Genomic DNA, 21,015 nt, shown 5'->3' with positions numbered 1-21,015 from the left:
CGTGCGGTACGAGAGAGTGATGTCCCGCCAACTACTCGTTCCCGTCGACGGCTCACCGCTGTCGAAACGGGCGCTCGAATACGCGTTCGAAACCCATCCCGACGCGACCGTCGTCGCGCTGCACGTGATCGACCCATCGGAGCCCGGCTATAGCTCCATGACGTCCGTCGACGTCAGAAACGAACCGCCCCACGGCTCCGAAGCGTGGTTCGAACGGGCGGCCGAAGAGGAGGAACTCGTTTTCGAGGAGGTTCGCGAACTGGCCGACGAACACGACGTAGCCCTCACGACCGAGAGCAAGACCGGCGAACCAGCCCGCGAAATCATCGACTACGCCGAGGACCACGACATCGATGGGATCGTTCTGGGCGGCCACGGTCGACTGGGCCCCTCTCGCCTGTTACTTGGCAGCGTCGCGGAGATGGTCGTCGCCCGATCGCCGGTGACGGTAACGGTCGTCCGCGATGCAGATACCGAGTAACACACCCCGGGCTGTTACCTGACGACCGTTACCGGCACGCTCGCACGCTTGACGACGAGTTCGGCCGTACTCCCCACCCGCGCCTCGGCGACGTTCCCTCGGCCGCGGCTACCGACGACGATCCCGTCGACGCCCGTCTCCTCGACGGCCGCCACGATCGTCTGTGCCGGCGAGCCGACTTCGGTCTCGGTTTCGATCGTCACCCCTTCGGTGTCGACGTCCTCGAGGGCGTCCTCGAAGAGGGTTGTCGCCGCGTCGTGTTGGTCTGCAAGCCATTCTTCGGTCAGCGGCGGCAGTCGGTCTTCCTCGGGCATGAGTTCGAACGGATCGATCGCGTGAAAGAGCACGAGCCGCGTGTCTGGAAACGTCTCGAGGGCGTACTCGAGGGCAGCCTGTGCGTGCGCCGAGCCGTCGTGTGCGACGAGAATCGATCGCGACATCGGTCCAGTGTTCGTGGGAGACGATAGTAAAGCTACGCGCTGGCTGTGGATCTGCGGTCAGCTGCCGTTTGGCCCGCCGTCAGTCGTCGGTGACGTCGGCATCGGGCACGACGAGCACGGGGACGCTCGCTTCGCGAACGACCTGATCGGCCGTGCTGCCGACCAACGCCTCCGCGACCGCGCCGCGACCGGTTCGACCGAGGACGATCTGGTCGATCCCGTGGGTTTCGGCGTACGTGATGATCTCACGAGCGGGACGACCGCGGCGAACAGCGCCGGTGACGTCGACGTCGTACGTCCGATCTCGCCGCTCGAGTCCCTCGAGCAGGCGTGCTTTCGATTCCTCGAGGTCGTGGACGTCCTCGACGCCGAACGCCAGCGGGCCGCCGCCGGAGTCCATGACCGTCAGGACGTGAACGACGGCGTCCTCCCGGTCGGCGATCGCCAGCGCGCGCTCGAGGGCGGCCCCGGCGGCGTCGCTCCCGTCGGTCGGGACGAGGATTGAACGAACCGGGTCGATGGAGTGATCGATTACTGTCATGATCTGTCTGCTGAACGTCTCGGCCGCCGACGCTTAGTCGTTTCCGTGCCAGCAACCGACTGCAGCGCGACGGGGCGACTGTAGCGCCGACTGAGACGGATTGCTGTAACTATGTACCGCCGATCGCCGACCCGTTTTGGCGAGCGGCGGTAATTGACTACAGTAAACCGTATGAAAACGCCGCTATCTGACCACGACGACGGGAATCGGCGAGCGACGAACGACCATCTCCGCGACGCTCCCGAGCAGCACCCGTGACACTCCCTCTCGGCCGTGGCTGCCGATGACGATCGTATCGTACTCGTCCGTCTCCACCTGCTCGACGATCTCTCGAGCCGGTTTGCCCGTCGCGACCTCGGTATCGATCTCGCGGTCGTGCTCGGCTGCGACTTCCGTTGCGTCCTCGAGAACTTCGCTTCCGCGCTCGCGGGCCCGGTCGATGTCGGCGGCCCGGTGTTCGGTGTCTTCGAACGCAGCCCAGTAGCCTTCGGGAAGGGGCACAACGTTGAGGGCCGTTACGGACGCATCGGGGAACGTCTCGAGGGCGTACTCGAGGGCATCCGTCGCGGGCGTGGAGCCGTCGTATGGTACGAGAATCCGTTCGCTCATGCGTATCTGTACGCTAGCAGCCGACATAATACCTCCCACCGAATCAGTCGCAACAGAGCACGCCGGTCGAGACGCCGCCAGACGCGTCAACCGCCGAAAGACGGCCTTACCACTCCATCCCGCCGTTGATCCCGATGACCTGGCCGGTCATGTAGTCGGCGTAGTCACCGGCGAGGAATCGCACCATGCCGACGATGTCTTCGGTGTCGGCGAACCGATCCAGCGGGATGTCCTCGCGGATCTGCTCGCGCACGCGGTCGGGGACCTTCTCGAGCATGTCGGTCTCGGTAAAGCCCGGAGCGACGCAGTTGGCCGTCGAGCCGTGTCGGGCGAGCTCGAGCGCGATCGTCCGGGTGAAGGCGATGAGGCCGCCTTTCGACGTGGCGTAGTTGGCCTGCCCGTAGTTGCCCTGTTGGCCGACGACGCTCGAGATGTTGATTAACCGGCCCTGATCGGCCGTTTTGATGTCATCGTAGAACGCTTTGGTACAGTTGAACGTCCCGTTGAGGTTGACCTCGATCACGCGGTTCCAGTCCTCGTAGGTCATATCCTCGAACTTCCGGTCGACAGTGATCCCTGCGTTGTTGACGAGCACGTCGACCGAGCCGAGTTCGTCGTGGACCTCATCAGCCATCCGAGCGACGTCGTCGGGATCGGAGACGTCGGCACCGACGGCGATCGCTGTCTCGTCGTTCGCCCGGATTCGGTCGGTCACTTCCTGTGCTTTCTCATCGGAACTGCGATAGTTCACGACCACGTCCGCGCCACAGCGGGCGAACTCGAAGGCCATATCTCGACCGATCCCGCGCGAGGAGCCGGTGATGAGACAGGTCTTATCCGACAGTGGTCGACGATCGAGGGGGTCGAGCCGCTGGACTGTTTCGGACATACGATCGGCGCTACACCGTCTACCATGTTAATCTTGTGTCCCCCTCTCAGCGACTGCTCGAGCGGATCGGGACACGGGCTCAGAAGGCCGTCCAGCCGCCGTCGACGGGGATGTTCGCACCGGTAATGTACGACGCCTCGTCGGAGGCCAGAAACGCTGCCATCGGTGCGATCTCCTCGGGCTGGCCGGGTCTGTCCATCGGCGTCTGCTGCTCGAGGAAGCTGTAGAACCGTTCGGACTCGAGCAACTCTTCGGTCATCGGCGTCTCGACGAAGCCCGGACAGATGCTGTTGACGCGGACGCCCTCGTCGGCGTAGTCGATCGCGACCTGCTGGGTGAAGTTGACGACACCGCCTTTCGCGGCGGAGTAGGAGGCTGCGCCTTTACCGCCGACCACGCGAGATCGACGCCAGAAAACTTGTTCCCGGAGACATCGTCTTCGTCGAGTCCGGCGACATCGTCCCCGCCGATGCCCGGCTGCTCGAAGAATCCAACCTGCGCGTCGATGAGGCAGCCCTGACCGGCGAGAGCGCCGGCGTTTCGAAGATGGTCGGTACCATCGCCGAGGATATCGCGCTCGCCGAGCGTGAGAACATGCTCTACAAGGACACCGTCGTGGAGCGCGGCTCCGGGGCTGCGGTTGTCGTCGAGACGGGGGCCGCGACCGAGATGGGGCGAATTGCGACCGCCCTCGAGGCGGCGGAAGAACGTGCGACGCCGTTTCAGGCCGAGATGGATCGTCTCGGCAAGCTCATCGCAGTCGGTGTCGTGGGCATCGTCGCGATTATCGCTGTCGCCGAACTCGTTGTCGGCGAGACGGAGCCGCTGCAGGTGTTCCTGACGGCGGTCGGGATCGCCGTCTCCGCGGTGCCAGAAGGGCTGCCTGCGGTCGTCACGCTGTCGCTCGCGCTCGGCGCACGGCGGATGGCCGACCAGAACGCGCTCGTCCGCCGGCTCCCGATCGTCGAGGCGCTCGGATCGGTCGATGTCATCTGTACGGACAAGACGGGGACGCTCACCGAAGAGGAGATGACGGTTCAGCGACTCGTCGCCAACCGCGAGGTCTACGAGGTGACCGGGACTGGCTACGACACCGACGGCGACTTTCTCCGGGACGGCGAGCCAGTCGATACCGAGCGCGTCGTTGAGGTGTTGCGCTGCGGGATGCTCTGTAACAACGTCGACGTCGGCACCCGCGAGCGAGACGACACCGACGAGCTGGCTGCGACGGCACACGGCGGCGACCGAACGTATCTCGGCGATCCGACCGAAATCGCGCTGTTCGTCGCCGCCCAGAAGGCCGGCTTCGATCACGCCGACCTCGACGAGGCCTACCCTCGACTCGGCGAGGTCGACTTCACCTCTGCGAGAAAGCGGATGACGACGGTGCACCGAACGCCCGACGGTGGGACCGTCGCCTACATGAAAGGTGCACCCGAGATCGTCCTCGAGCGCTGTGACCGTGAACTCGTCGACGGCGACCACGTCGCGTTGACCGACGAGCGCCGGGCGGAACTCGAGGCCCAAACCGAGTCGTTCGCCGAAGATGCGTTGCGCGTGATGGGGTTTGCCTACCGGCCCGACGTGCCGCCGTCGCAGGTCGAGTCGCCGGACGAAGCCCTCGAGCAGGGGATGGTCTTTCTCGGCTTACAGGGGATGCTCGATCCACCGCGGCCGGAGGTACCGGGCGCGATCGAGGGCTGTCTCGAGGCCGGCATCGACGTCGTGATGATCACTGGCGACAACGCCGTGACGGCACGGGCGGTCGGCGAGGAGATCGGCCTTCGAGCGACGCGCGTCGTGACGGGCCCCGAACTCGAGACGATGAGCGACGACGACCTCCGAACGGTCGTCGAGGAGGTCGACATCTTCGCCCGCACGGCCCCCGAACACAAGACGCGGATCCTCCAGACGCTGCAGGCGAACGGACATATGGTGGCGATGACGGGCGACGGCGTTAACGACGCCCCGGCGGTGAAAAACGCCGACGTCGGCGTCGCGATGGGGATCCGCGGCACGGACGTCACCGAGCAGTCGTCCGATATCGTCCTGCTCGACGACAACTTCACGACGATCCGGGACGCAGTCAAAGGCGGCCGACGCATCTTCGACAACGTCCGCAAATTCGTCAACTTCCTGTTGTGTTGGAACGCTGGAGAAGTGATGCTGGTGTTTTCCGGGTCGATGCTCGGCTTCGGACTCGTCATCACGCCGGTCCAGATCCTCTGGATCAACGTCGTGACTGATGGCCTCCCCGCGCTGTCGATGGGCGTCGATCCGCCGACGGATGACATCATGGAACGTGATCCCCGTCCGCCTGACGAGGGCGTGATCACGGACCGGATTACGGCCTCGATCGTCGGTATCGGTATTCTCATCACCCTCACGATTATGCCGCTGTTTTACGTCCACCGGGCCGATGTCGACCTCGCTCGGACGATGGTGTTCACTTCGCTCGTCGTCTTCGAGATCGCCGGCATTCAGGCGGTTCGATGGCGTTACGGGCTCGGTCCGTTCTCCAACCGATGGCTCGTGGTTGGCGTGGCAGTCGCACTCTCCCTCCAACTCGTCCTGTTATACACGCCGGTCGGGATCGCCTTCGGCGTCGTGGCACTCGAGGCCGTCCACTGGGCACAGATCGGGCTCGCGCTGCTCGCGTTCGGCGTGTTGCTGGCGCTCTTCGAAAAGGGGCTGGATCGATACGTCGATCGGTACTGATCCCGGTAGCTGCCTGTGACCATCATTTCGGGCGGTCTCGACGTTGTTTCATCCAACACCCCGTCCCCTCTTAGTCGATGGAGGGTGTACGTGCGCCCGTATGACAGAGAAACACACGACCGCGTCGTTCGAGGAGGTCACCGAAATACGAGCCGACTCGCCAACGCTCGTCGAGGGGCTGCCCGGCCACGGACTCGTCGCGTCGATCGCCGTCGACCAGCTCACGTCGCAACTCGACCTCGAGCACTACGGTACCATCAGTGCCGACGAGTTCCCGCCCGTCGTGACGTTCGAAGACGGACTCGTCCAAGATCTCGTTCGCGTCTACGCTGGCTCGAATCCGGCGGTGATGACCCTCAAAAGTGACCTCGCGCTCCCGCAACCGGCGTTCGAACCGCTCTCCGAATGTGTGCTCAACGAACTTGCCGACGAGTTCGATCGCGCGGTCTTTCTCGCCGGTGCGCCCGCGGAATCCGAAGCGGAGATCGGTACCGTATCCGGCGTTGCGACGACCGAGTCGATCAAAGCGGATCTCGTCGATGCCGAAATTCCGATCCACGACGAATCGGGCGTCGTGGGTGGGGTAACTGGATCGCTGGTCCGAGCGTGTCACAAGGCGGACGTTCCGGCGGCATTGTTGATCGTTCAGTCCCATCCGTTCCTCCCCGATCCACAGGCGGCCAAATCCGTCATCGAGACCGCCCTCGAGCCGCTCGTCGAGTTCGACATCGATACGACGGCTCTCGACGAGCAAGCCGACGAGATCCAACAGCGGATGCAACAGGTCGCACAGCAGTATCAACAGGTGGCCGAAGAGCAAGGCGACCACCAGCAGGTACAGACGGGGATGTTCCAGTGACTCGACGGCAACCGTCACTGTGCCCGGTCGTGCGTCCGGGTGCCGGACGCGAACGATCAGTGAGGTGGTATCACAGGTGCAGACTCAACGAGCGGATCGTTCGCTCGTCGAATGTATCCGGATAGCTGTGTCGACGAACAGTCACAAAGCGCGGGCTCGAGGGGATCAATCGTGTCGATACCCATGGGCAACCCGCGACGAAATTTCCCGTCGTCCGTGACAGTCCGTTCTGTTGTGAACGAGTATTAAGGCCGTCCAACGCTTTTTTCCGCGTGATGGTAGACAGTGATCAGTTTTCTCGACGGACAGCACTGAAAATCACGGGAGCGACAGGGATGGCGTTGCTCGCCGGCTGTGGTGGGTCGGAAGAAGAAAACGGTAACGGCGGCGAAAACGGTGGTGGAAACGGCGGTGGTGACGAGGATTGGGCATCCGTCGAGGAGTTCTACTTCGACGGCCAGGTCTCACATTGGGGTGCGATCGAACCAGCCTTTATCGAAGGCGAAGAGAACCCGACGATCACGCTCATCGAAGGACAGGAGTACACCTTCAGGTGGATGAACAACGACGGGCAAACACACAACTTCGAGATCCGCGACGAAAACGACGAAGTGATCGACGACTATCAGAGCGAGGACCTCAGCCAAGAAGGCGAGGAGACGACGCTCGAGGGTGTCGTCGCAGCCCCGGAGATGGTGACCTACATCTGCCAGTATCACGAGGCGACACAGGTCGGCGATATCAACGTCGAAAGCGAGTGAAGGTGGCATTCGAGGGATAACGCGTCGAGACTGATCGGAGTTGCGGAACGGACGCCGAACGCTTTTTCGAGTCCTCGAGGCTGCTACTGCGACTCTGCAGCCATCGGCACGCAGACGACCGGGACGTCGCTGTTGCGGACGACGGTTTCCGTGACGCTGCCGATCAACTGGCGCTCCACTCCGGAACGGCCGTGAGTTCCGATGACGACGAGATCGATCGCGTTCTCCTCGGCGTAGTCCAGAATCACCCGCGCCGGCGGACCGCTGGCGACGGTGCCGGTCACGCTGACGCCTGCCTCGACGGCTCGTTCACGCGCGGTCTCGAGTGCGGCCTGTCCTTCGTCCTCGAGTTTCGAGAGGATTTCGTCCGGTTGCGTTTGCGCCTGAAAGCGACTCGTGTCGGCCGAGTAGAGCGCGTGGACCATCGCGTCGAACGCGTCCGCGAGCGCAACCGCCCAATCGATGGCGACGTCCCCGCCGGGGCTGCCGTCGGTCGGCAGGAGGAGGGCATCGGTCTGTGCTGGCGAGAGCGAACGGTCGACCGCCTCGGGTGGCACCGCGAGCACCGGGACGGCGACCGTCCGGAGGACGTTCTCGGTCACGCTCCCGAGTCGTACCCGCTCGAGTCCCGTTCGGCCTTTCGTTCCCATCGCGACGACGTCGATGTCGGCCGTATCGACGTAACGGTCGATGACCCGAAACGGGGTGCCGCGCTCGGTCGTCGTCGTGACCTCGAGATCCGGCGCCGTCTCCTGAACCAGCGTCGCGACGGCCTCGACGGCCGCTTCGGCTTCGGCTTCGATCGCCGCCACCTCCTCGTCGCCGTCGCGTCCGAGAAGGGACGTAATAGTCTCGGTTTCCGATGCATCGATGACCGAGAGGACGTGCACGTCGGCCCCCGTTGCGACCGCCAGATCGATGCCCCGTTTCGCTCCGGCGAGCGCCCTGTCGCTGCCGTCGGTCGGCAGCAGTATCGAGTCGATCCCGTCGATACGCGCGGACATACCGACAGACTCCATTACCCGCCCCAATAACTGTACTGGACGACATCACCCCACATCGGTAGCTACCTGCGGCCGGACCGCGGGTCGATCGCTCGTTCGCTGGCGGACACACGCTCCGTGTCAGGTAACGTACCGTTCCATCGCGAATAGCCACTTATTACCGCTGGCTGTCAGTCGAGTAGCGGTTCCAATCCCCTTTCACCCGCCATACGGTGGTGTCTTATCAGTGGTGGTTACAAGCATATGTTTGTAAAGCATTCGTGGCGAAAAGGATCGATTACCGAACACACGAGCGTTAGAATGTCAATTTATACTTACATTTATTCGCAATCGCTGTGTCGTCATCCCGAGTATCCCGCCCGCGGCGACGGTTGCTCGAGAGTGCTGTGTGATCGTCCCTCGAAGTTATTGGGGAGGCCATAGAGAGCGTACGTATGACGTTCGTTGTCCCATTCGATGGCTCGGATCTCGCGGAAGCCGCCCTCGTCAGGGCGGCCGAGTACGGTGCCACACTCGGGGAAGCGGTGACTGCCGTGACCGTCGTTCCGGAACGAAAGCGGTACGCTCGAGAGAAAGGGTGGATCGGCGAGGACGAGCCGTACGACGTCGACACCGTCGTCGACCAGCTTCGCGAGCAGGTCGAATCGCTCACGCCGGAGGCGTCGTTCGAGTACGAACGGATCCGCGAATTTCCACCGGAGGCACGAATTGCCGGCCACATCGAGCGACTGGCGCTGGAACACGACCCGAGCATCGTCTTTCTCGGCAGCGACAACGTTGGTCGGGTCGTGACGCCGCTGACGAGCGTCGGCGTCCACATCGCCGCCGACGAGTCCTACGACGTGTTCATCGTCCGCCAGCGCGCCCCGCCGAAACTCGAGGCGATCGAGCCCCGGTCCGAGTTTTACGAGGACGACGCGACATAGCAGGCAAGCGACACCGGCCGCGGCGGCTCACTGCTCGGTGTCGGGCGTCCGCACCGTCATCACGGGCACGCTCGCCGCCGGCACTACGCGCTGGGAGACGCTGCCTAACACGAGGCGCTCGAGGTTCGATTTGCTCTCGGTGCCCATCACGAGCACGTCGACGTCTTCGGCGTCGACGTAGTCGAGGATCACCTCGTGGGCAGCCCCTTCCGTGACCGTCCGCTCCGTCTCGAGACCGCGTCCGGCGGCTCGTTCTTCGATCGCCGCGGTCGTCTGCTCGCCGTGCTCGAGGAAGTTCTCCCGAATCGCATCGGCTTTGGGGCTGACGTCGACCGCGTATAGCGCGTGGATGGTGGCATCGCAGGCCTCGGCCAGCGAGAGGGCGTGTTCGGTCGCGGCGTTTGCGCCCACCGAGCCGTCGGTTGCGAGACAGACGTCGTCGATCCGGATGCTGTCGCGGTCGACCGTTTCGCGTCCGACCGTGAGTACGGGCTGGCGGGCGTCGCGAATTACTTCGAGGGCCACGCTACCGAGTAGAGCCTGTCGCAGGCCGGTTCGACCGTGGGTGCCGACGACGATGGCGTCGGCGTCGGCCTCGTCGACGTATGACAGAATCTCGCTCGCCGGTCGTCCCGTCTGGACGACCGACTCGGCCGCACACCCCGCGTCGACGGCCTCGGTCGCGACGGCGTCCGCGTCCGCCTCGCGTTGCTCGCTACGTTTCGCGGCGTCGCCGCGTCCGTCCTCGACGACCGAGAGCGCGTGCACCGTCGCGTCGAACGCCTGTGCGATCGAGATGCCGACCGTCGCCGCGTCCGTTGCGATGTCGCTGCCATCAGTTGCGATGAGCACGTCGTCGTACATAGCTGCCGGTACAGCGGCCACAGTCTTTGTTCTGTTGACTGGAAACTCTCGGAGAACCCGGACGCCAGCGGCGTCGTGTCGGCGAGTGCATGGTGGACAGTGACCCGAGTGGCGACCGAAGCGACGCCTACGAATGCCCTCGAGACCGATCCGTCTCCGACCGGCACACGGGGATCGCTATTGTCCCGACGGTGGCGAGCCCGGCGGTGAAGGCGGCACCCTCGTCGGCGTCGGTACGACGGCAGGAGTGGTTCTCGCAGCGGATACGCGGACGAGTCGCGACACCACTGTCACGAGCGAAGCGAGCCGGAAACTCGAGTCGGTGCACCCGACGGCTGCCATCGGCTCGTCCGCCGATCTGGGTCGCTCGCGGTCGTTCGTCCACGCCCTCCGTGCCGACGTCGACCGCTACGAGAACCGTCACGGCCGGTTGATGCCCCTCTCCGCCCTTGCGACGGTCGCTGGGCGCGAGCACCGGTCACACTCGTTGGACGCGACGGTCGTCCTCGGAGGCGTCGACGAAACCGGCTCGAACGTCTTCACCGTCGACGGCGACGAGGGGGTTCTCGAGGTCGATTACACGGCCGAGGGGAGCGGGCGAGAGCTCGCGTTCGGCGTGCTGGACCGCGGCTACGCGGAGACGCTGTCGCTCAAGGAAACGCAAGCGCTCGTTTCCCGGGCTATCGACAGTGCCGTCGAACGCGACGCCCGAACCGGATCCGCGCTCGCGTTCGCGATGGTCACCGAGGACGGAGTCGACGTTCGACGGCCCGAGTCGACCGACGGCTGAGATGTGCGTTCGGGTCAGGTCTGTCTCGCGATGTCGAGCACGCGTCTCGGCCTGCCGTCGCAAAAGCGATCTGCCAGCACGGAGCCTCAGTCCTCCGTCATACGGACCGTCAACACCGGCACGTCGGCCGTCCGAACGATGCGGTTGGTCACGCTCCCGAGGAGATACCGGGACAGGCCGCGTCGACCGTGCGTACCCATGACGATTAGATCGACGTCGGCGTCGTCGACGTACGACATGATCGTTTCGTAGGGCTCTCCCTCGCGAACGATCGTGATCACGTCGACGTCCCGTTGCTCCGAACGCGCTTTGACGTCCCCGACTGCCCGTTTCGCCTCGTTCTCGAGCGGTTCGATCCGCGTCTCGAAGTCGGAGCGGTCGCCGAAGTAGCCGAGGTCCAGTAGCTGGGCAGTGTCGATGACACACAGCGCGTGTACGGTGGCGTCGTACTGGGTTGCGATATCGAGCCCGTTGGCGATCGCTTGGTCGGTCCCTCGGCTCCCGTCAGTCGGAATGAGAATCGTGTCATACATGCGTACGCATCTGTCCCTCTCACAGGAAACGGGTTCGATTGGTAAAGCATCGTCTACGTCGTGAGGCCCTCCCTGTGACAGCCGCTTCGGACGAGATCCGTTCGGTCTCGTGAGGGGTACCCGGCTGTTATATATCGTCACCTGTCGCACGTAGATGCGATGGTCGGTACTCAACGCTTCAGGGACCGAACCGACGCAGGTGCGCGTCTCGCAGTGGAACTCCGCGAGCGGGAGATCGATGCGGACATCGCGCTCGCGATCCCCCGCGGCGGGCTCCCGCTCGGTCGAGCGGTCGCCGACGAACTCGAGATCCCACTGGATATTGTCGTCGCGAAGAAAATCGGCGCGCCGGGTAACCCGGAGTACGCCATCGGCGCCGTCGCGAGCGACGGCAGCACCTGGCGAAACGAGGACGCGATCGGCCGAACGGACAGCGACGAGGCGTACTTCCAGCGACGCCGCGAGGAGGAGGCCGAAAGCGCCCGACAGAAAGCCGACCGCTATCGTGGTGACCGTGACGCGCCGGATCTGACCGGGAAAACCGTGGTCGTCGTCGACGACGGCGTCGCGACGGGGTCGACGGTCATGGCGTGTCTCAAGACGCTCAACGAGACGGACGCCGACCGGATCGTGCTGGCGGTGCCGGTCGGCCCGCCGGAGTCGATCGCCGCCCTCGAGGACGAAGCCGACGAGGTCGTCTGCCTCGAGACGCCGCGGGGGTTCATGGGTGTCGGCCAGTTCTACGAGCGCTTCGGGCAGGTCTCCGACGAGGAGGCGATGGCGTACCTCGACCAGTAAGTCGCGTCGATGGCCCGCACACTCGAGACACTGTACGGACAGCCCTGAAACGGACCCTCGAGTTCTTGTGGGAGAGCGATGAAGAGGCTGACCACCACAACTGTGGTACCGTTCCGCATACTAATACCCGATCTGATACAACAAAACACGCATGGATATCGAAGACATCGTTTTGCAAGAGTACGTCGAATTCACCCCGGAAACACCCGTCTCGAAGCTCGTCGGCACGTTCGAAGATTCGAACGTCAACGGCGTCGTCGTGCAGGGTGACTCGTTCGAGGGCGTCGTCACGCGCCGACAACTCGCCACCTCGCACCGCCAGCCCAACGAAAAGCTCGGCTCGCTGGTCTGGCACGTCCCTCGACTCACGCCGGACGAGGACATTCGGAAGGTGGCGCAGCTGATGATCGACAGCGACTCCCAGCTCCTGCCCGTCTTCGAGGGCGAAACACTGGTCGGCGTCGTCACCGTCGATGCGATCCTCGAGAAAGTCAAACCGTTTCTCGACGCGGCGACCGTCTCGGAGGCAGCCTCCAGCGATCTCGTCTCGCTCGAGCCGGATTCGACGCTCGGCGACGCGCTCAACGTCTTCCGTGAGAACCGGATCACGCATCTCCCGGTCGTCGAGAACGAGACGGCAGCGGGGATCGTGAGCCTCTACGACGTAACCGAACTGACGGTCCGCGCCGAAGTGAAGAGTCAAGGTGGCGATGCCGGCGGTGTCGACCCGTTCGGCGGCGAGATCTCGTCCAGTACTGGCCGCTCTCGACGCGGCGGCTTCGGCGCTCGGGAGGGTGAGCCCGCGCGGATGCTAGACCTGCCCGTTCGAGACATCATGACCACACCAGTGCGGACGATCCAGCCGGACGAAACGCTCGAGACGACCGTCGAGGAGATGTTCACGATCGATGCCTCGTCGCTGATCGTCACGCCGGACGGCACGCCGTACGGTATCCTCACGAAAACCGACGTGCTCGAGTCACTGACGTGGGAAGCCGGCGGGAACCGCGCCGTCCAGATCTACGGGACCGACCTGATAGACGACACGACCTACGACAGTATCGTCGCGATGGTCGAGAAGTTCGACGACAGAGACCACGGGATGAACGTTCTGGACGCGAAGGTCCATCTCCACGAACACGACGAGAAACGCCGCGGGGTCCCGCTCTTGCTCGCCCGCATCCGGTTGCACACCGATCGCGGACTGTACATCGCCTCCGGAGAGGGGTACGGCGCGAGTCACGCGCTCAACGAGGCGCGAGACGTCCTGGAACGTCAGATCCGCGACGAGAAGACGTACGGACGGAGCAAAAAGCCCCCAAGCGAGGAGTTCTGGGAGAAACGCTTCGGCTGGCTACTCGAGGAGTAATCCCAACCGCAACCGTTGGTGATGGGGCAAACGGACGACGTCAGCGCACGACGGTAACTGGAATGGTCGCCCGTTCGACGAGTGACTTCGCGACGCTTCCGAGCATCAGTCCAGCACGCTCCGATCGACCACGGTGGCCGACGAAGATTGCATCGAATCCCTCGTCCTCGGCGTAATCGGTGATCTCCGCGATCGGATTGCCATAGAGGAGTTCGACCGCGACGTCGTGACCGAGTTCGTCGGCGAACGCGGAGGCGTCGTCGAGGAGCTCGAGTCCCCGCTGTTCGACGTCTTCGACGCTCTCGAGGATCAGTCGCTGGTCTGCATCCCAGAGGGACAAGCTCGGTTCGCTCCCGCCCTCGTCGTGGACGGTGGGATCGGCTGCATGGACGACCGTGATCGAACCGTCCATCGCGTCTGCGATGTCGATGGCGTGGGTGAGAGCGTTCTTGGACGCTTCGGATCCGTCGACAGCTACGAGGATCTTCATACGTCTCCGTACGCTGCGCACCGAAGTAAACCATAGGCCTGTCGCCGTGATTCGCGTTCGACAACTCAGACGCACTGAGATGGAACGGCGGCATCGAGGCTCGGATCGCCATCGTTGAGCCTCCTCGGGTGTAACGCACGGCGCTTCGGACTATCGTGACAACTGAAATAGTTTACACATCGATCGCACAGCCATCATGCGATCGGGTGTGTACTGATTTTCAGTGACCACTATAGAGCTGGTTCGTGGTGGTTGTCTCCTCCGGTAGGCGGAACGTGGACGACGGTTACGTGCTGTTCAGGTCTCTGCCCGATCGCAAAGTGTCGTCTGAGTGGGTGTGCACTGACAGTCCGTGGCTCCGAGGAGTCCCACTCAGGCTGTCTGGGTTACGATTTCGGCAAAGACCTCGAGACAGTCGACGAGCTGTAGCGGGAGCAAGAATCGATCGCGGACGGACGCTCGCCCGTACTGGCCGAGGTCCGTCCGGTGGGCATCGTCTCTGAGGAGGCGTTCGACGCGCCGTGTGACGCCCGCGACGTCGTCGGGGGCGACGACATAGCCGTTCCGGCCGTCCTCGATCTGGAGCGGAATGCCGCCAACGTTCGAGCCGACGACCGGCGTCCGCTTCCAGAGCGCTTCCGAGACGACGAGGCCGAACCCCTCCCGAAGCGACTTCTGAACGACGACGTCCGAGCGGCGCTGGAGGACGTTCACTGCCGTATCCGAGCGGTCGGTCAGCACGTGAACGTCCGGGTCGTCCGCCGCCGCGGCCGCGACCTCGTCGTGGATCGCCCGCCCCTCGGGGTCGTCGTCGGCCATGCTCCCAACCAGCGCGAGCTGGACGTCCGGAACGCGATCCGTGAGTCGACGGTACGCCTCGAGCGTCCCGAACTGATCTTTCCACGGGTCGAACCGTGAGACCTGCGTCACGAGCGGCGCGTCGAACGAGATCGGCTCGAGTCGGTCGGATTCGATCGCGACCGTCTCCTCATCTAGATCCCTGTTTTTCGCCGCCAGCGGATCGATCGAGGGATGGACCACGCTCGAGGACGGGACTGGAATCGCCGTTTCGTAGACGGTGCGGCTGAAGATCGCGTGGTCGACGAGTTCGGTGTAGTCGGCGACGAACTCGAGGTGCTCGCGAGCGGGGGCGGTCGGATCGAGGTGACACCGCCAGATGACGGTCGCCTCGGGCATCGTCCCCGCGAGCGTAGGGACCATCCCGAGCGGCTGTGGATCGTGGAGGACGACGAGGTCGTACGCCTCGTCGATCGCCGCCGCGTTTCGCTCGGTTACTGTCCGATAGGTCGCTTTCATCTCCTCAGTGAGCGGCGCTCCTTCCCCTTGCAGCCCGTTGTGGAGCGATTTGGTCACTTCAAAAAACGACTCGTCGGCGTCCATGACCCGCCAGTCAGTGTCGACCCCGAGGTCGTTGCAGACGGGAACGATCGACCGGAGCAACTCGGCGACGCCACCCCCGTGTGCCGCCGAGTTCACGTGCAAGACTCGAGCGTCCGCGAGCGTCTCAGCGAGCGTCGCAAGCCGTTCGAGTCGATCGTGGTCCGTGACGGCCTCGTAGGCCGCGATCGACCGGGCTGGCGGGGATGGTGCGTGCATACGTAACAAAACGGTCTACAGCACCGACGTACGTATGCGTTGTTCCATGCATCGGGACCGACCCTCGACGACGCGACGGTGTCGGCGTCCCGCGCAGTGTGCGTCAGCGCTCGTCGGTCGAGTTCGGACCGTGCCCTCGACCGTGTGACAGCACAGCACCCCTCGAGAAACACATATTTAAGTCCGTCGCTTACTCGCGGGCACGATGATGGCGACGACACACGCGCTCTGGGGAATGGCGGTTGCACTGCCAGTGTTGGCGATCGCCCCGGAGTTCGCCCCGGCGGCGTTCGTGGCCGGCGTTGTCGGCGGCTTGGCTCCCGACTTCGATCTCTACGCGGGCCACCGCAAGACCCTCCACTATCCCGTCTACGCGTCGCTTTCGACGGTGCCGGCGCTCGCACTCGCACTCGCTGTGCCCTCTTCGGTGACGGTCGTCCTCGCCGTCTTCCTCGCCGCGGCAGCGATCCACGCCGTGACCGACGTTCTCGGGGGTGGCCTCGAGTTGCGGCCCTGGGAAGCGACCTCCGAACGAGGCGTCTACAGCCACTACCACGACCGGTGGCTTCCGCCTCGCCGCTGGGTCCGCTACGACGGCGCGCCCGAGGATCTCCTCCTCGCCGGCCTCGCAGCGCTGGCGTTGAGCGTGGGTACCAGCGGGGCCGTCACTGCCGTTGCACTGGTTCTCTTTACCGTCTCGGCCGTCTACGTTCTCCTGCGAAAATCGCTCGCCAGCGTCGCCGAACGCCTCGCCGCGCTCGTTCCAGCATCGCTTCGCCACCACGTCCCCGCTCGCTACCGAACCTGAGACGGTCCGAAATGTGTGAGTGACGCCGATGGCGAGTCGACTGTGGCGTCAGGCGGTCAGCACCGGTCTATCTGCAGTCCGGACGATCCGCTCGGCGACGCTGCCGATCTTGTCCGTTCGGGTGTGACTCTGGCCCTGGTGACCGATCACGATCAGATCCGCATCGATGTCCTCGGCCTTCTCGTAGACTTCCTCCCATGGTCGGCCGTGACAGACGGACCAACTGCAATCGATCCCGACGTTGTCGGCGCGATCACTGATCTCCTCGAGCATCGCGGCACCCTGTTCCTCGAGTCGATCGAGCACGATCTCGGCACTGCTCAGCGCCGTTTCACCGTAGCGGTGGGTCTCGACGCAGTACATCGTGTGGATGTCGGCGTCGTATCTGTCCGCGAGTTCTAGTGCGTGCTCTACTGCCCGATTTGCCGGGTCGCTCCCGTCAGTCGGGACGAGAATCGTCTCGTACATTGGCGTGGCGGAACCCATGTCGGACGCTGCCAAATAGGTTATACCCGAATCACTGACAGATCGCTGCTCGGGGCCCGATTAGGCCGTCAGTACCGGTCGATCGAGATATCTAACGACGCGCTCTGCGGTGCTTCCGATCTCGCCGCCGGCGCCGAGGCCGCGATTGCCGAGCACGATCAGGTCTGCATCGATCGTGTCGGCGTAGCTACTAATTTCCTCGTGTGGACGGCCACGTCGGACGGTCGTCGTTACGTCGACGTCAGCACGCGACTCGATCTCCGCCAAAATGTCCTCGGCATTGTCTGCTAGATCGCCGATAACGCCACTCGAGTCCGACAGCATCGAATCGCCGTATCGACGGGTATCGACGACCGAAATGCCGTACAGTTCGGCGTCGAACATCGACGCCAGATCCAGCGCCTGCTCGACTGCACGGTTCGCCGACTCACTCCCGTCAGTTGCGACGAGGATCGTGTCGTACATACTGTACGTGTCCCACCACTGGGTAGCCCAAATAAGTTACACCTCTCACAGCTACCGGCGCTCGACGAGTGCATCCGCCTTGCTCCTGACACGCACCGGCTCGAGACGGTCGGCCAGCCGTTCGGCCTCCGCGAGTTTCGTCGGCGTCTCGGCGTAGATCGTATACAACCGGTCGCCGGATTCGACCGCGTCGGTGACGGTTCGATGGATCACGAGTCCGGCCCGGCTATCCAGTGGTGCACCGGCCCGGCGGGCCAGCTCACAGAGCTGTCGGTTGTCGATTCGCGTTGCGATGCCGGTGCGCTCCGCGCGGACGGTCGTCGACTCCGCCCCCGGCTCGAGATCGGTCGACTCGATATCCGGTTCACCGCCCTGTGCGGCAACGATCCGTCGGAACCGCTCGAGTGCGCGTCCCGACTCGAGGATCTCGGTCGCCGACGCGTCGACGCCACAGTGGGTGAGAAGCATCTCGGCGAGTCGCACCGATTTCAGTCGGAGCGACTCTGGCCCGTCGCCTTCGAGCACTTCGAGCACGTCTCGGGCCTCGAGCACTGGTCCGACGCCGCGGCCGATCGGATCGGTGCCGTGCGTGATCGCACAGGTGACGTCGACCTCGAGGTGATCGCCGACGCGTTTGACGTCGTCGGCCAGTTCTCGTGCTGCGACGAGGCTCTCGACTTTCACGCCCTCGCCGTAGGGGATGTCGATGACGACGTGCGTCGAGCCCGCGCTGCGCTTTTTCGAGAGCACCGAGGCGATGAGTTGCCCCGGCGGGTCGATCGACAGCGGGTTTTCGGCGCGGATGATCTCGTCGTCAACCGGCGAAAGGTCGACGCCGCCGCCCCAGACGAGACAGCCGTTGGTTTCCTCGACGATCGACTCGATTTCGGCGATGGTAAACTCGACGTCACAGAAGACTTCTACGACGTCTGCCGTACCCGCCGGCGAGGTCACCGCCCGCGAGGAGGTCTTTGGCATCGTCAGCCCCGCTGCTGCGACGATGGAGACGATAATCGGTGTCACGCAGTTGCCAGCGACGCCGCCAATCGAGTGTTTGTCCGCGACGACTGGCGTCTCCCACTGTAGCTGCTCGCCGACGTCAGTCATCGCCTCCGTCAGGTGTTTCGTCTCCTCGAGCGAGAGCCCGTTCGCGTAGACCGCCGAGACGTACGCGCTCAGTTCGACGTCCGAGAGTCGGCTTTCGTGGATATCACGGACGATTGCCTCGAGTTCGTCCGCCTCAAGTTCGATGTCGTCCAGTTTCTTGCGGACGTACCGAACCGAGTGGGGCGCACCAGCGAGTGTGACGTCGACGGTTCCGCGGACGTGATGGAGCGGTTCGGTCACGCCGACCGTTCCCGGCGGGACCAGTTCGTCGGTTCGCTTGACGATTCCCGTCGTCGTTTCGCCGGCGTGTTGGATTCGCACGCGATCGATCGGATGGGCACCCAACTCCGCCGCGTCGACGGTGTTCAACAGCACGAGCGGGCGCGTCGTCCCGATATCGACCGTGGTGGCCTCGAGTTGCATTCGTTCATATACTACCTCACGGCCGTAAAACGATAGCGGATAGCACGAGTCACGCGCTCGAGTCGGTCACCAGCCGTCGCCTCGAACGCACGAACCGCTGAAACGCTTAACACGGATGCCGTCGGACTCCACCCTAGGGTCTCGACCCTGTGATGAAAATGAGTACAGACAGCAACCCGTTTAGAGCGCTCGAGAAACAGTTCGAACGCCTGCAACAACAGTTAGAGGAATCCCTGTCGATGTGGGACATCGACCAGTTCGGGCAGTCACAGGCGGCCGTTACGACGATGGGCATCGATCTGGCCGACCACGGCGAGGAGTTCGTCCTAACGGCCGACGTGCCGGGTTTCGAGAGAGACGACATCGACGTTCGCCTCTCCAAAGACACGATCCACATCACCGCAACGCACGAATCGGAGACGACCGACGAGCGCGAGGATGAATTCTACATCAAAAGCGAACGGGCCCGCCAGTCACTCAGTCGCTCCATCCGGCTCCCCGAGCCGGTCGATGAAGAGGCTGTCGAGGCACGGTATCGAAACGGCGTGCTCACGATTACGCTTCCAAAACGCGAGCCCGAAGCCCGCGAGGGTCAGCAGATCGATATCGAGTAGCAGCGAGAGTGGCGGGCTCGAGGCCGCGATTTCGACGACTCACTTCGACGTGGCGGGCAGCCCGTATCAGCTGCGAACGATCGCTCGAACTGACCGATGACAGCACTAAGTCGACGGGGAGTGGAGATCAGTTCATGTCCGGCGAGAACCGTACACAAATTCCAGTCGATGACGTCGAACTCGAGGGAAATCTCCTCGTCCCCGAAGGCGCGAGCGGCCTCGTCGTCTTCGCGCACGGCAGCGGCAGCAGTCGAAAGAGCCCGCGGAACAACTACGTCGCGGACGTCATCCGCGAGCGTGGGCTCGGGACTCTGTTGTTCGACCTGCTCACGGAGGACGAAGACCGATATCGCGAGAACCGCTTCGACATTCCCCTGTTGACCGACCGACTCGTCGCGGTCACTGAGTGGCTGCGAGCGCGCGAGGCGACGGCAGACCTTCGCTACGGCTACTTCGGCTCGAGTACCGGCGCGGCGTCGGCACTGCGGGCCGCGGCGCGTCCCGCGACTGACATTGACGCCGTCGTCTCTCGGGGTGGCCGCGTCGACCTCGCGTCGGAGGCCCTCGCGGACGTCACTGCGCCCTCGTTGTTCATCGTCGGCGGCGACGACACGCAGGTCCTCCAACTCAACCGTGAGGCCGCCGCCGAACTCACTTGCGAACACGATCTCCACGTCGTCGCGGGCGCGGGCCACCTCTTCGAAGGCCCCGGCCAGCTCGAGGAAGTCGCCGACGTAGCAGCCGATTGGTTCGAAGACCACTTGCAGTAGACACGGAACCGAGACCGCTACCGGTCGGCCGGTGGCCGACCACAGGGAAGCAGGTACAGCGCCTCGAGGCGCTCGGGCAGGCCGAGCGCGGCCGAGAGGTCAGCGTCGTCGAACGCACCGACGGGACAGCCATGCAGCTCCCGCGACGCACAGACGAGGAGGACGTTCTGTGCGGCGTGGCCCGCCTCCATGTGGACGTATCGATCGCCGTGGTCGGGGTACTGCCGGCGCGTCCGGTCGGCGTCCGCGGCGAGGACGACCGTCGCCGGCGCGGCTCGAACGACGTCCTGCCCGAGCGCAGCTTCCGTGAGGTCGTCGTGGATCGGTCCCTCGCGTTCGAACTCGAGTCGATGCTTTCGTGGATCGTACCGGTACAGCCCGGCCTCAAGCGCCGCACAGCCGTCGGGCGCGACCTCGAGAAAGGCGACGAGGGGGTACGTCGCTCCGGCGCTCGGCGCGGTACGCATCTCGACGCCGTCGCGGACGTGGGTGAGCCCTTGGGCAGCCCACAGGAGCTGTGCAACGTCCGCGAGTTCGAGCGGCGTGCGAGCGAACGATCGGCGACTCGCTCTGGTCGCGATCGCACGTTCGACGCTCGTCGAGCCGTGCGTCCCGGGGTCGGGGAGATCGATCGGTGCCATAGGACCCGGTCC

The 21,015-nt window shown here is 64.2% G+C and carries 23 protein-coding genes and 2 pseudogenes; 11 read left to right on the top strand and 14 right to left on the bottom strand.

All coding sequences use genetic code 11. The features are described 5' to 3' along the window. Nucleotides 1-19: 19 nt before the first annotated feature. The gene (locus GCU68_RS11520) at nucleotides 20-481 is read left to right on the top strand and encodes a universal stress protein (RefSeq protein ID WP_152941770.1); all 462 of its coding nucleotides are present in this window, start codon (nucleotides 20-22) and stop codon (nucleotides 479-481) included. A gap of 14 nt (nucleotides 482-495) precedes the next feature. Here GCU68_RS11520 and GCU68_RS11515 read toward each other — a convergent pair whose 3' ends face one another. The 5 genes and pseudogenes from GCU68_RS11515 to GCU68_RS11495 all read right to left on the bottom strand — a co-directional run. Beyond that, nucleotides 496-921 carry a universal stress protein gene (locus GCU68_RS11515; RefSeq protein ID WP_152941768.1) on the bottom strand — a complete coding sequence of 142 codons (426 nt, stop codon included), beginning with the start codon at nucleotides 919-921 and terminating at the stop codon, nucleotides 496-498. 79 nt (nucleotides 922-1,000) lie between these two features. After that, entirely contained in the window at nucleotides 1,001-1,462 is a 462-nt protein-coding gene (locus GCU68_RS11510; protein WP_152941766.1) for a universal stress protein, read from the bottom strand. A 183-nt stretch (nucleotides 1,463-1,645) separates the two neighbouring features. Further along, on the bottom strand, nucleotides 1,646-2,071 hold the full coding sequence (locus GCU68_RS11505; protein ID WP_152941764.1) for a universal stress protein: 426 nt from the start codon (nucleotides 2,069-2,071) through the stop codon (nucleotides 1,646-1,648). A gap of 106 nt (nucleotides 2,072-2,177) precedes the next feature. Further along, nucleotides 2,178-2,960: a 3-oxoacyl-ACP reductase family protein gene (locus tag GCU68_RS11500; protein WP_152941762.1), complete on the bottom strand. Its 783-nt coding sequence runs from the start codon at nucleotides 2,958-2,960 to the stop codon at nucleotides 2,178-2,180. A 79-nt stretch (nucleotides 2,961-3,039) separates the two neighbouring features. Next, nucleotides 3,040-3,357: pseudogene (locus GCU68_RS11495) on the bottom strand (SDR family NAD(P)-dependent oxidoreductase); the annotation flags it as partial. On the opposite strand from GCU68_RS11495, the pseudogene GCU68_RS11490 reads away from it, so the two are divergent. From GCU68_RS11490 to GCU68_RS11480, 3 genes and pseudogenes are all read left to right on the top strand, one after another. Then, nucleotides 3,357-5,678: pseudogene (locus tag GCU68_RS11490) on the top strand (cation-translocating P-type ATPase); the annotation flags it as partial. The pseudogenes GCU68_RS11495 and GCU68_RS11490 overlap by 1 nt on opposite strands. Before the next feature lie 100 nt (nucleotides 5,679-5,778). After that, nucleotides 5,779-6,537, top strand: a complete 759-nt coding sequence (locus GCU68_RS11485) for a proteasome assembly chaperone family protein (protein ID WP_152941760.1) — start codon at nucleotides 5,779-5,781, stop codon at nucleotides 6,535-6,537. A gap of 275 nt (nucleotides 6,538-6,812) precedes the next feature. After that, nucleotides 6,813-7,298 (top strand): cupredoxin domain-containing protein, encoded by a 486-nt coding sequence (locus tag GCU68_RS11480; protein ID WP_152941758.1) that lies wholly within the window; start codon nucleotides 6,813-6,815, stop codon nucleotides 7,296-7,298. 83 nt (nucleotides 7,299-7,381) lie between these two features. On the opposite strand, the gene GCU68_RS11475 is transcribed toward GCU68_RS11480, so the two are convergent. Continuing rightward, nucleotides 7,382-8,302, bottom strand: a complete 921-nt coding sequence (locus tag GCU68_RS11475) for a universal stress protein (protein ID WP_152941756.1) — start codon at nucleotides 8,300-8,302, stop codon at nucleotides 7,382-7,384. Between the two features lie 434 nt (nucleotides 8,303-8,736). Between GCU68_RS11475 and GCU68_RS11470 the strand changes: the two genes are divergently transcribed. Beyond that, nucleotides 8,737-9,228 (top strand): universal stress protein, encoded by a 492-nt coding sequence (locus GCU68_RS11470; RefSeq protein WP_152941755.1) that lies wholly within the window; start codon nucleotides 8,737-8,739, stop codon nucleotides 9,226-9,228. A gap of 27 nt (nucleotides 9,229-9,255) precedes the next feature. Here the strand turns inward: GCU68_RS11470 and GCU68_RS11465 are convergent, their stop codons facing one another. Continuing rightward, entirely contained in the window at nucleotides 9,256-10,092 is an 837-nt protein-coding gene (locus GCU68_RS11465) for a universal stress protein (protein ID WP_152941753.1), read from the bottom strand. A 133-nt stretch (nucleotides 10,093-10,225) separates the two neighbouring features. On the opposite strand from GCU68_RS11465, the gene GCU68_RS11460 reads away from it, so the two are divergent. Next, complete coding sequence (locus tag GCU68_RS11460; RefSeq protein ID WP_152941751.1) at nucleotides 10,226-10,882, top strand: Ntn hydrolase family protein; 657 nt, start codon at nucleotides 10,226-10,228, stop codon at nucleotides 10,880-10,882. 86 nt (nucleotides 10,883-10,968) lie between these two features. On the opposite strand, the gene GCU68_RS11455 is transcribed toward GCU68_RS11460, so the two are convergent. Beyond that, complete coding sequence (locus GCU68_RS11455; RefSeq protein WP_152941749.1) at nucleotides 10,969-11,415, bottom strand: universal stress protein; 447 nt, start codon at nucleotides 11,413-11,415, stop codon at nucleotides 10,969-10,971. Nucleotides 11,416-11,574: 159 nt separating this feature from the next. Between GCU68_RS11455 and GCU68_RS11450 the strand changes: the two genes are divergently transcribed. Continuing rightward, nucleotides 11,575-12,213: a phosphoribosyltransferase gene (locus GCU68_RS11450; RefSeq protein ID WP_152941747.1), complete on the top strand. Its 639-nt coding sequence runs from the start codon at nucleotides 11,575-11,577 to the stop codon at nucleotides 12,211-12,213. Between the two features lie 151 nt (nucleotides 12,214-12,364). Beyond that, nucleotides 12,365-13,582 (top strand): CBS domain-containing protein, encoded by a 1,218-nt coding sequence (locus GCU68_RS11445; protein ID WP_152941745.1) that lies wholly within the window; start codon nucleotides 12,365-12,367, stop codon nucleotides 13,580-13,582. Nucleotides 13,583-13,622: 40 nt separating this feature from the next. On the opposite strand, the gene GCU68_RS11440 is transcribed toward GCU68_RS11445, so the two are convergent. Both GCU68_RS11440 and GCU68_RS11435 read right to left on the bottom strand, forming a co-directional pair. Next, nucleotides 13,623-14,072: a universal stress protein gene (locus GCU68_RS11440; RefSeq protein WP_152941743.1), complete on the bottom strand. Its 450-nt coding sequence runs from the start codon at nucleotides 14,070-14,072 to the stop codon at nucleotides 13,623-13,625. Nucleotides 14,073-14,444: 372 nt separating this feature from the next. Continuing rightward, nucleotides 14,445-15,689, bottom strand: coding sequence for a glycosyltransferase (locus GCU68_RS11435; RefSeq protein ID WP_152941741.1), 1,245 nt, complete (start codon nucleotides 15,687-15,689; stop codon nucleotides 14,445-14,447). Nucleotides 15,690-15,894: 205 nt separating this feature from the next. Here GCU68_RS11435 and GCU68_RS11430 point away from each other — a divergent pair, with 205 nt between their 5' ends. Further along, on the top strand, nucleotides 15,895-16,497 hold the full coding sequence (locus tag GCU68_RS11430) for a metal-dependent hydrolase (protein ID WP_152941739.1): 603 nt from the start codon (nucleotides 15,895-15,897) through the stop codon (nucleotides 16,495-16,497). Nucleotides 16,498-16,545: 48 nt separating this feature from the next. Here GCU68_RS11430 and GCU68_RS11425 read toward each other — a convergent pair whose 3' ends face one another. From GCU68_RS11425 to GCU68_RS11415, 3 genes are all read right to left on the bottom strand, one after another. Next, nucleotides 16,546-16,965: a universal stress protein gene (locus GCU68_RS11425; protein WP_152941737.1), complete on the bottom strand. Its 420-nt coding sequence runs from the start codon at nucleotides 16,963-16,965 to the stop codon at nucleotides 16,546-16,548. A 78-nt stretch (nucleotides 16,966-17,043) separates the two neighbouring features. Then, nucleotides 17,044-17,448: a universal stress protein gene (locus tag GCU68_RS11420; RefSeq protein ID WP_152941735.1), complete on the bottom strand. Its 405-nt coding sequence runs from the start codon at nucleotides 17,446-17,448 to the stop codon at nucleotides 17,044-17,046. A 51-nt stretch (nucleotides 17,449-17,499) separates the two neighbouring features. Continuing rightward, on the bottom strand, nucleotides 17,500-18,978 hold the full coding sequence (locus GCU68_RS11415) for an AMP phosphorylase (protein ID WP_152941733.1): 1,479 nt from the start codon (nucleotides 18,976-18,978) through the stop codon (nucleotides 17,500-17,502). Nucleotides 18,979-19,136: 158 nt separating this feature from the next. Between GCU68_RS11415 and GCU68_RS11410 the strand changes: the two genes are divergently transcribed. Together GCU68_RS11410 and GCU68_RS11405 are read left to right on the top strand one after the other, a co-directional pair. Then, nucleotides 19,137-19,592, top strand: a complete 456-nt coding sequence (locus GCU68_RS11410) for an Hsp20/alpha crystallin family protein (protein WP_152941731.1) — start codon at nucleotides 19,137-19,139, stop codon at nucleotides 19,590-19,592. Nucleotides 19,593-19,726: 134 nt separating this feature from the next. After that, the gene (locus GCU68_RS11405; RefSeq protein WP_152941729.1) at nucleotides 19,727-20,362 is read left to right on the top strand and encodes a dienelactone hydrolase family protein; all 636 of its coding nucleotides are present in this window, start codon (nucleotides 19,727-19,729) and stop codon (nucleotides 20,360-20,362) included. A 17-nt stretch (nucleotides 20,363-20,379) separates the two neighbouring features. Here the strand turns inward: GCU68_RS11405 and GCU68_RS11400 are convergent, their stop codons facing one another. Further along, nucleotides 20,380-21,003: a SagB/ThcOx family dehydrogenase gene (locus GCU68_RS11400; protein WP_152941727.1), complete on the bottom strand. Its 624-nt coding sequence runs from the start codon at nucleotides 21,001-21,003 to the stop codon at nucleotides 20,380-20,382. Between the last annotated feature and the right edge of the window lie 12 nt (nucleotides 21,004-21,015).

It is taken from the genome of Natronorubrum aibiense, assembly GCF_009392895.1.
In the GTDB taxonomy this organism is placed as follows: Archaea; Halobacteriota; Halobacteria; order Halobacteriales; family Natrialbaceae; genus Natronorubrum; species Natronorubrum aibiense.
The sequence above is the reverse complement of the archived record's forward strand: the minus strand, read 5'-3'. Positions and strand labels throughout refer to the sequence as shown.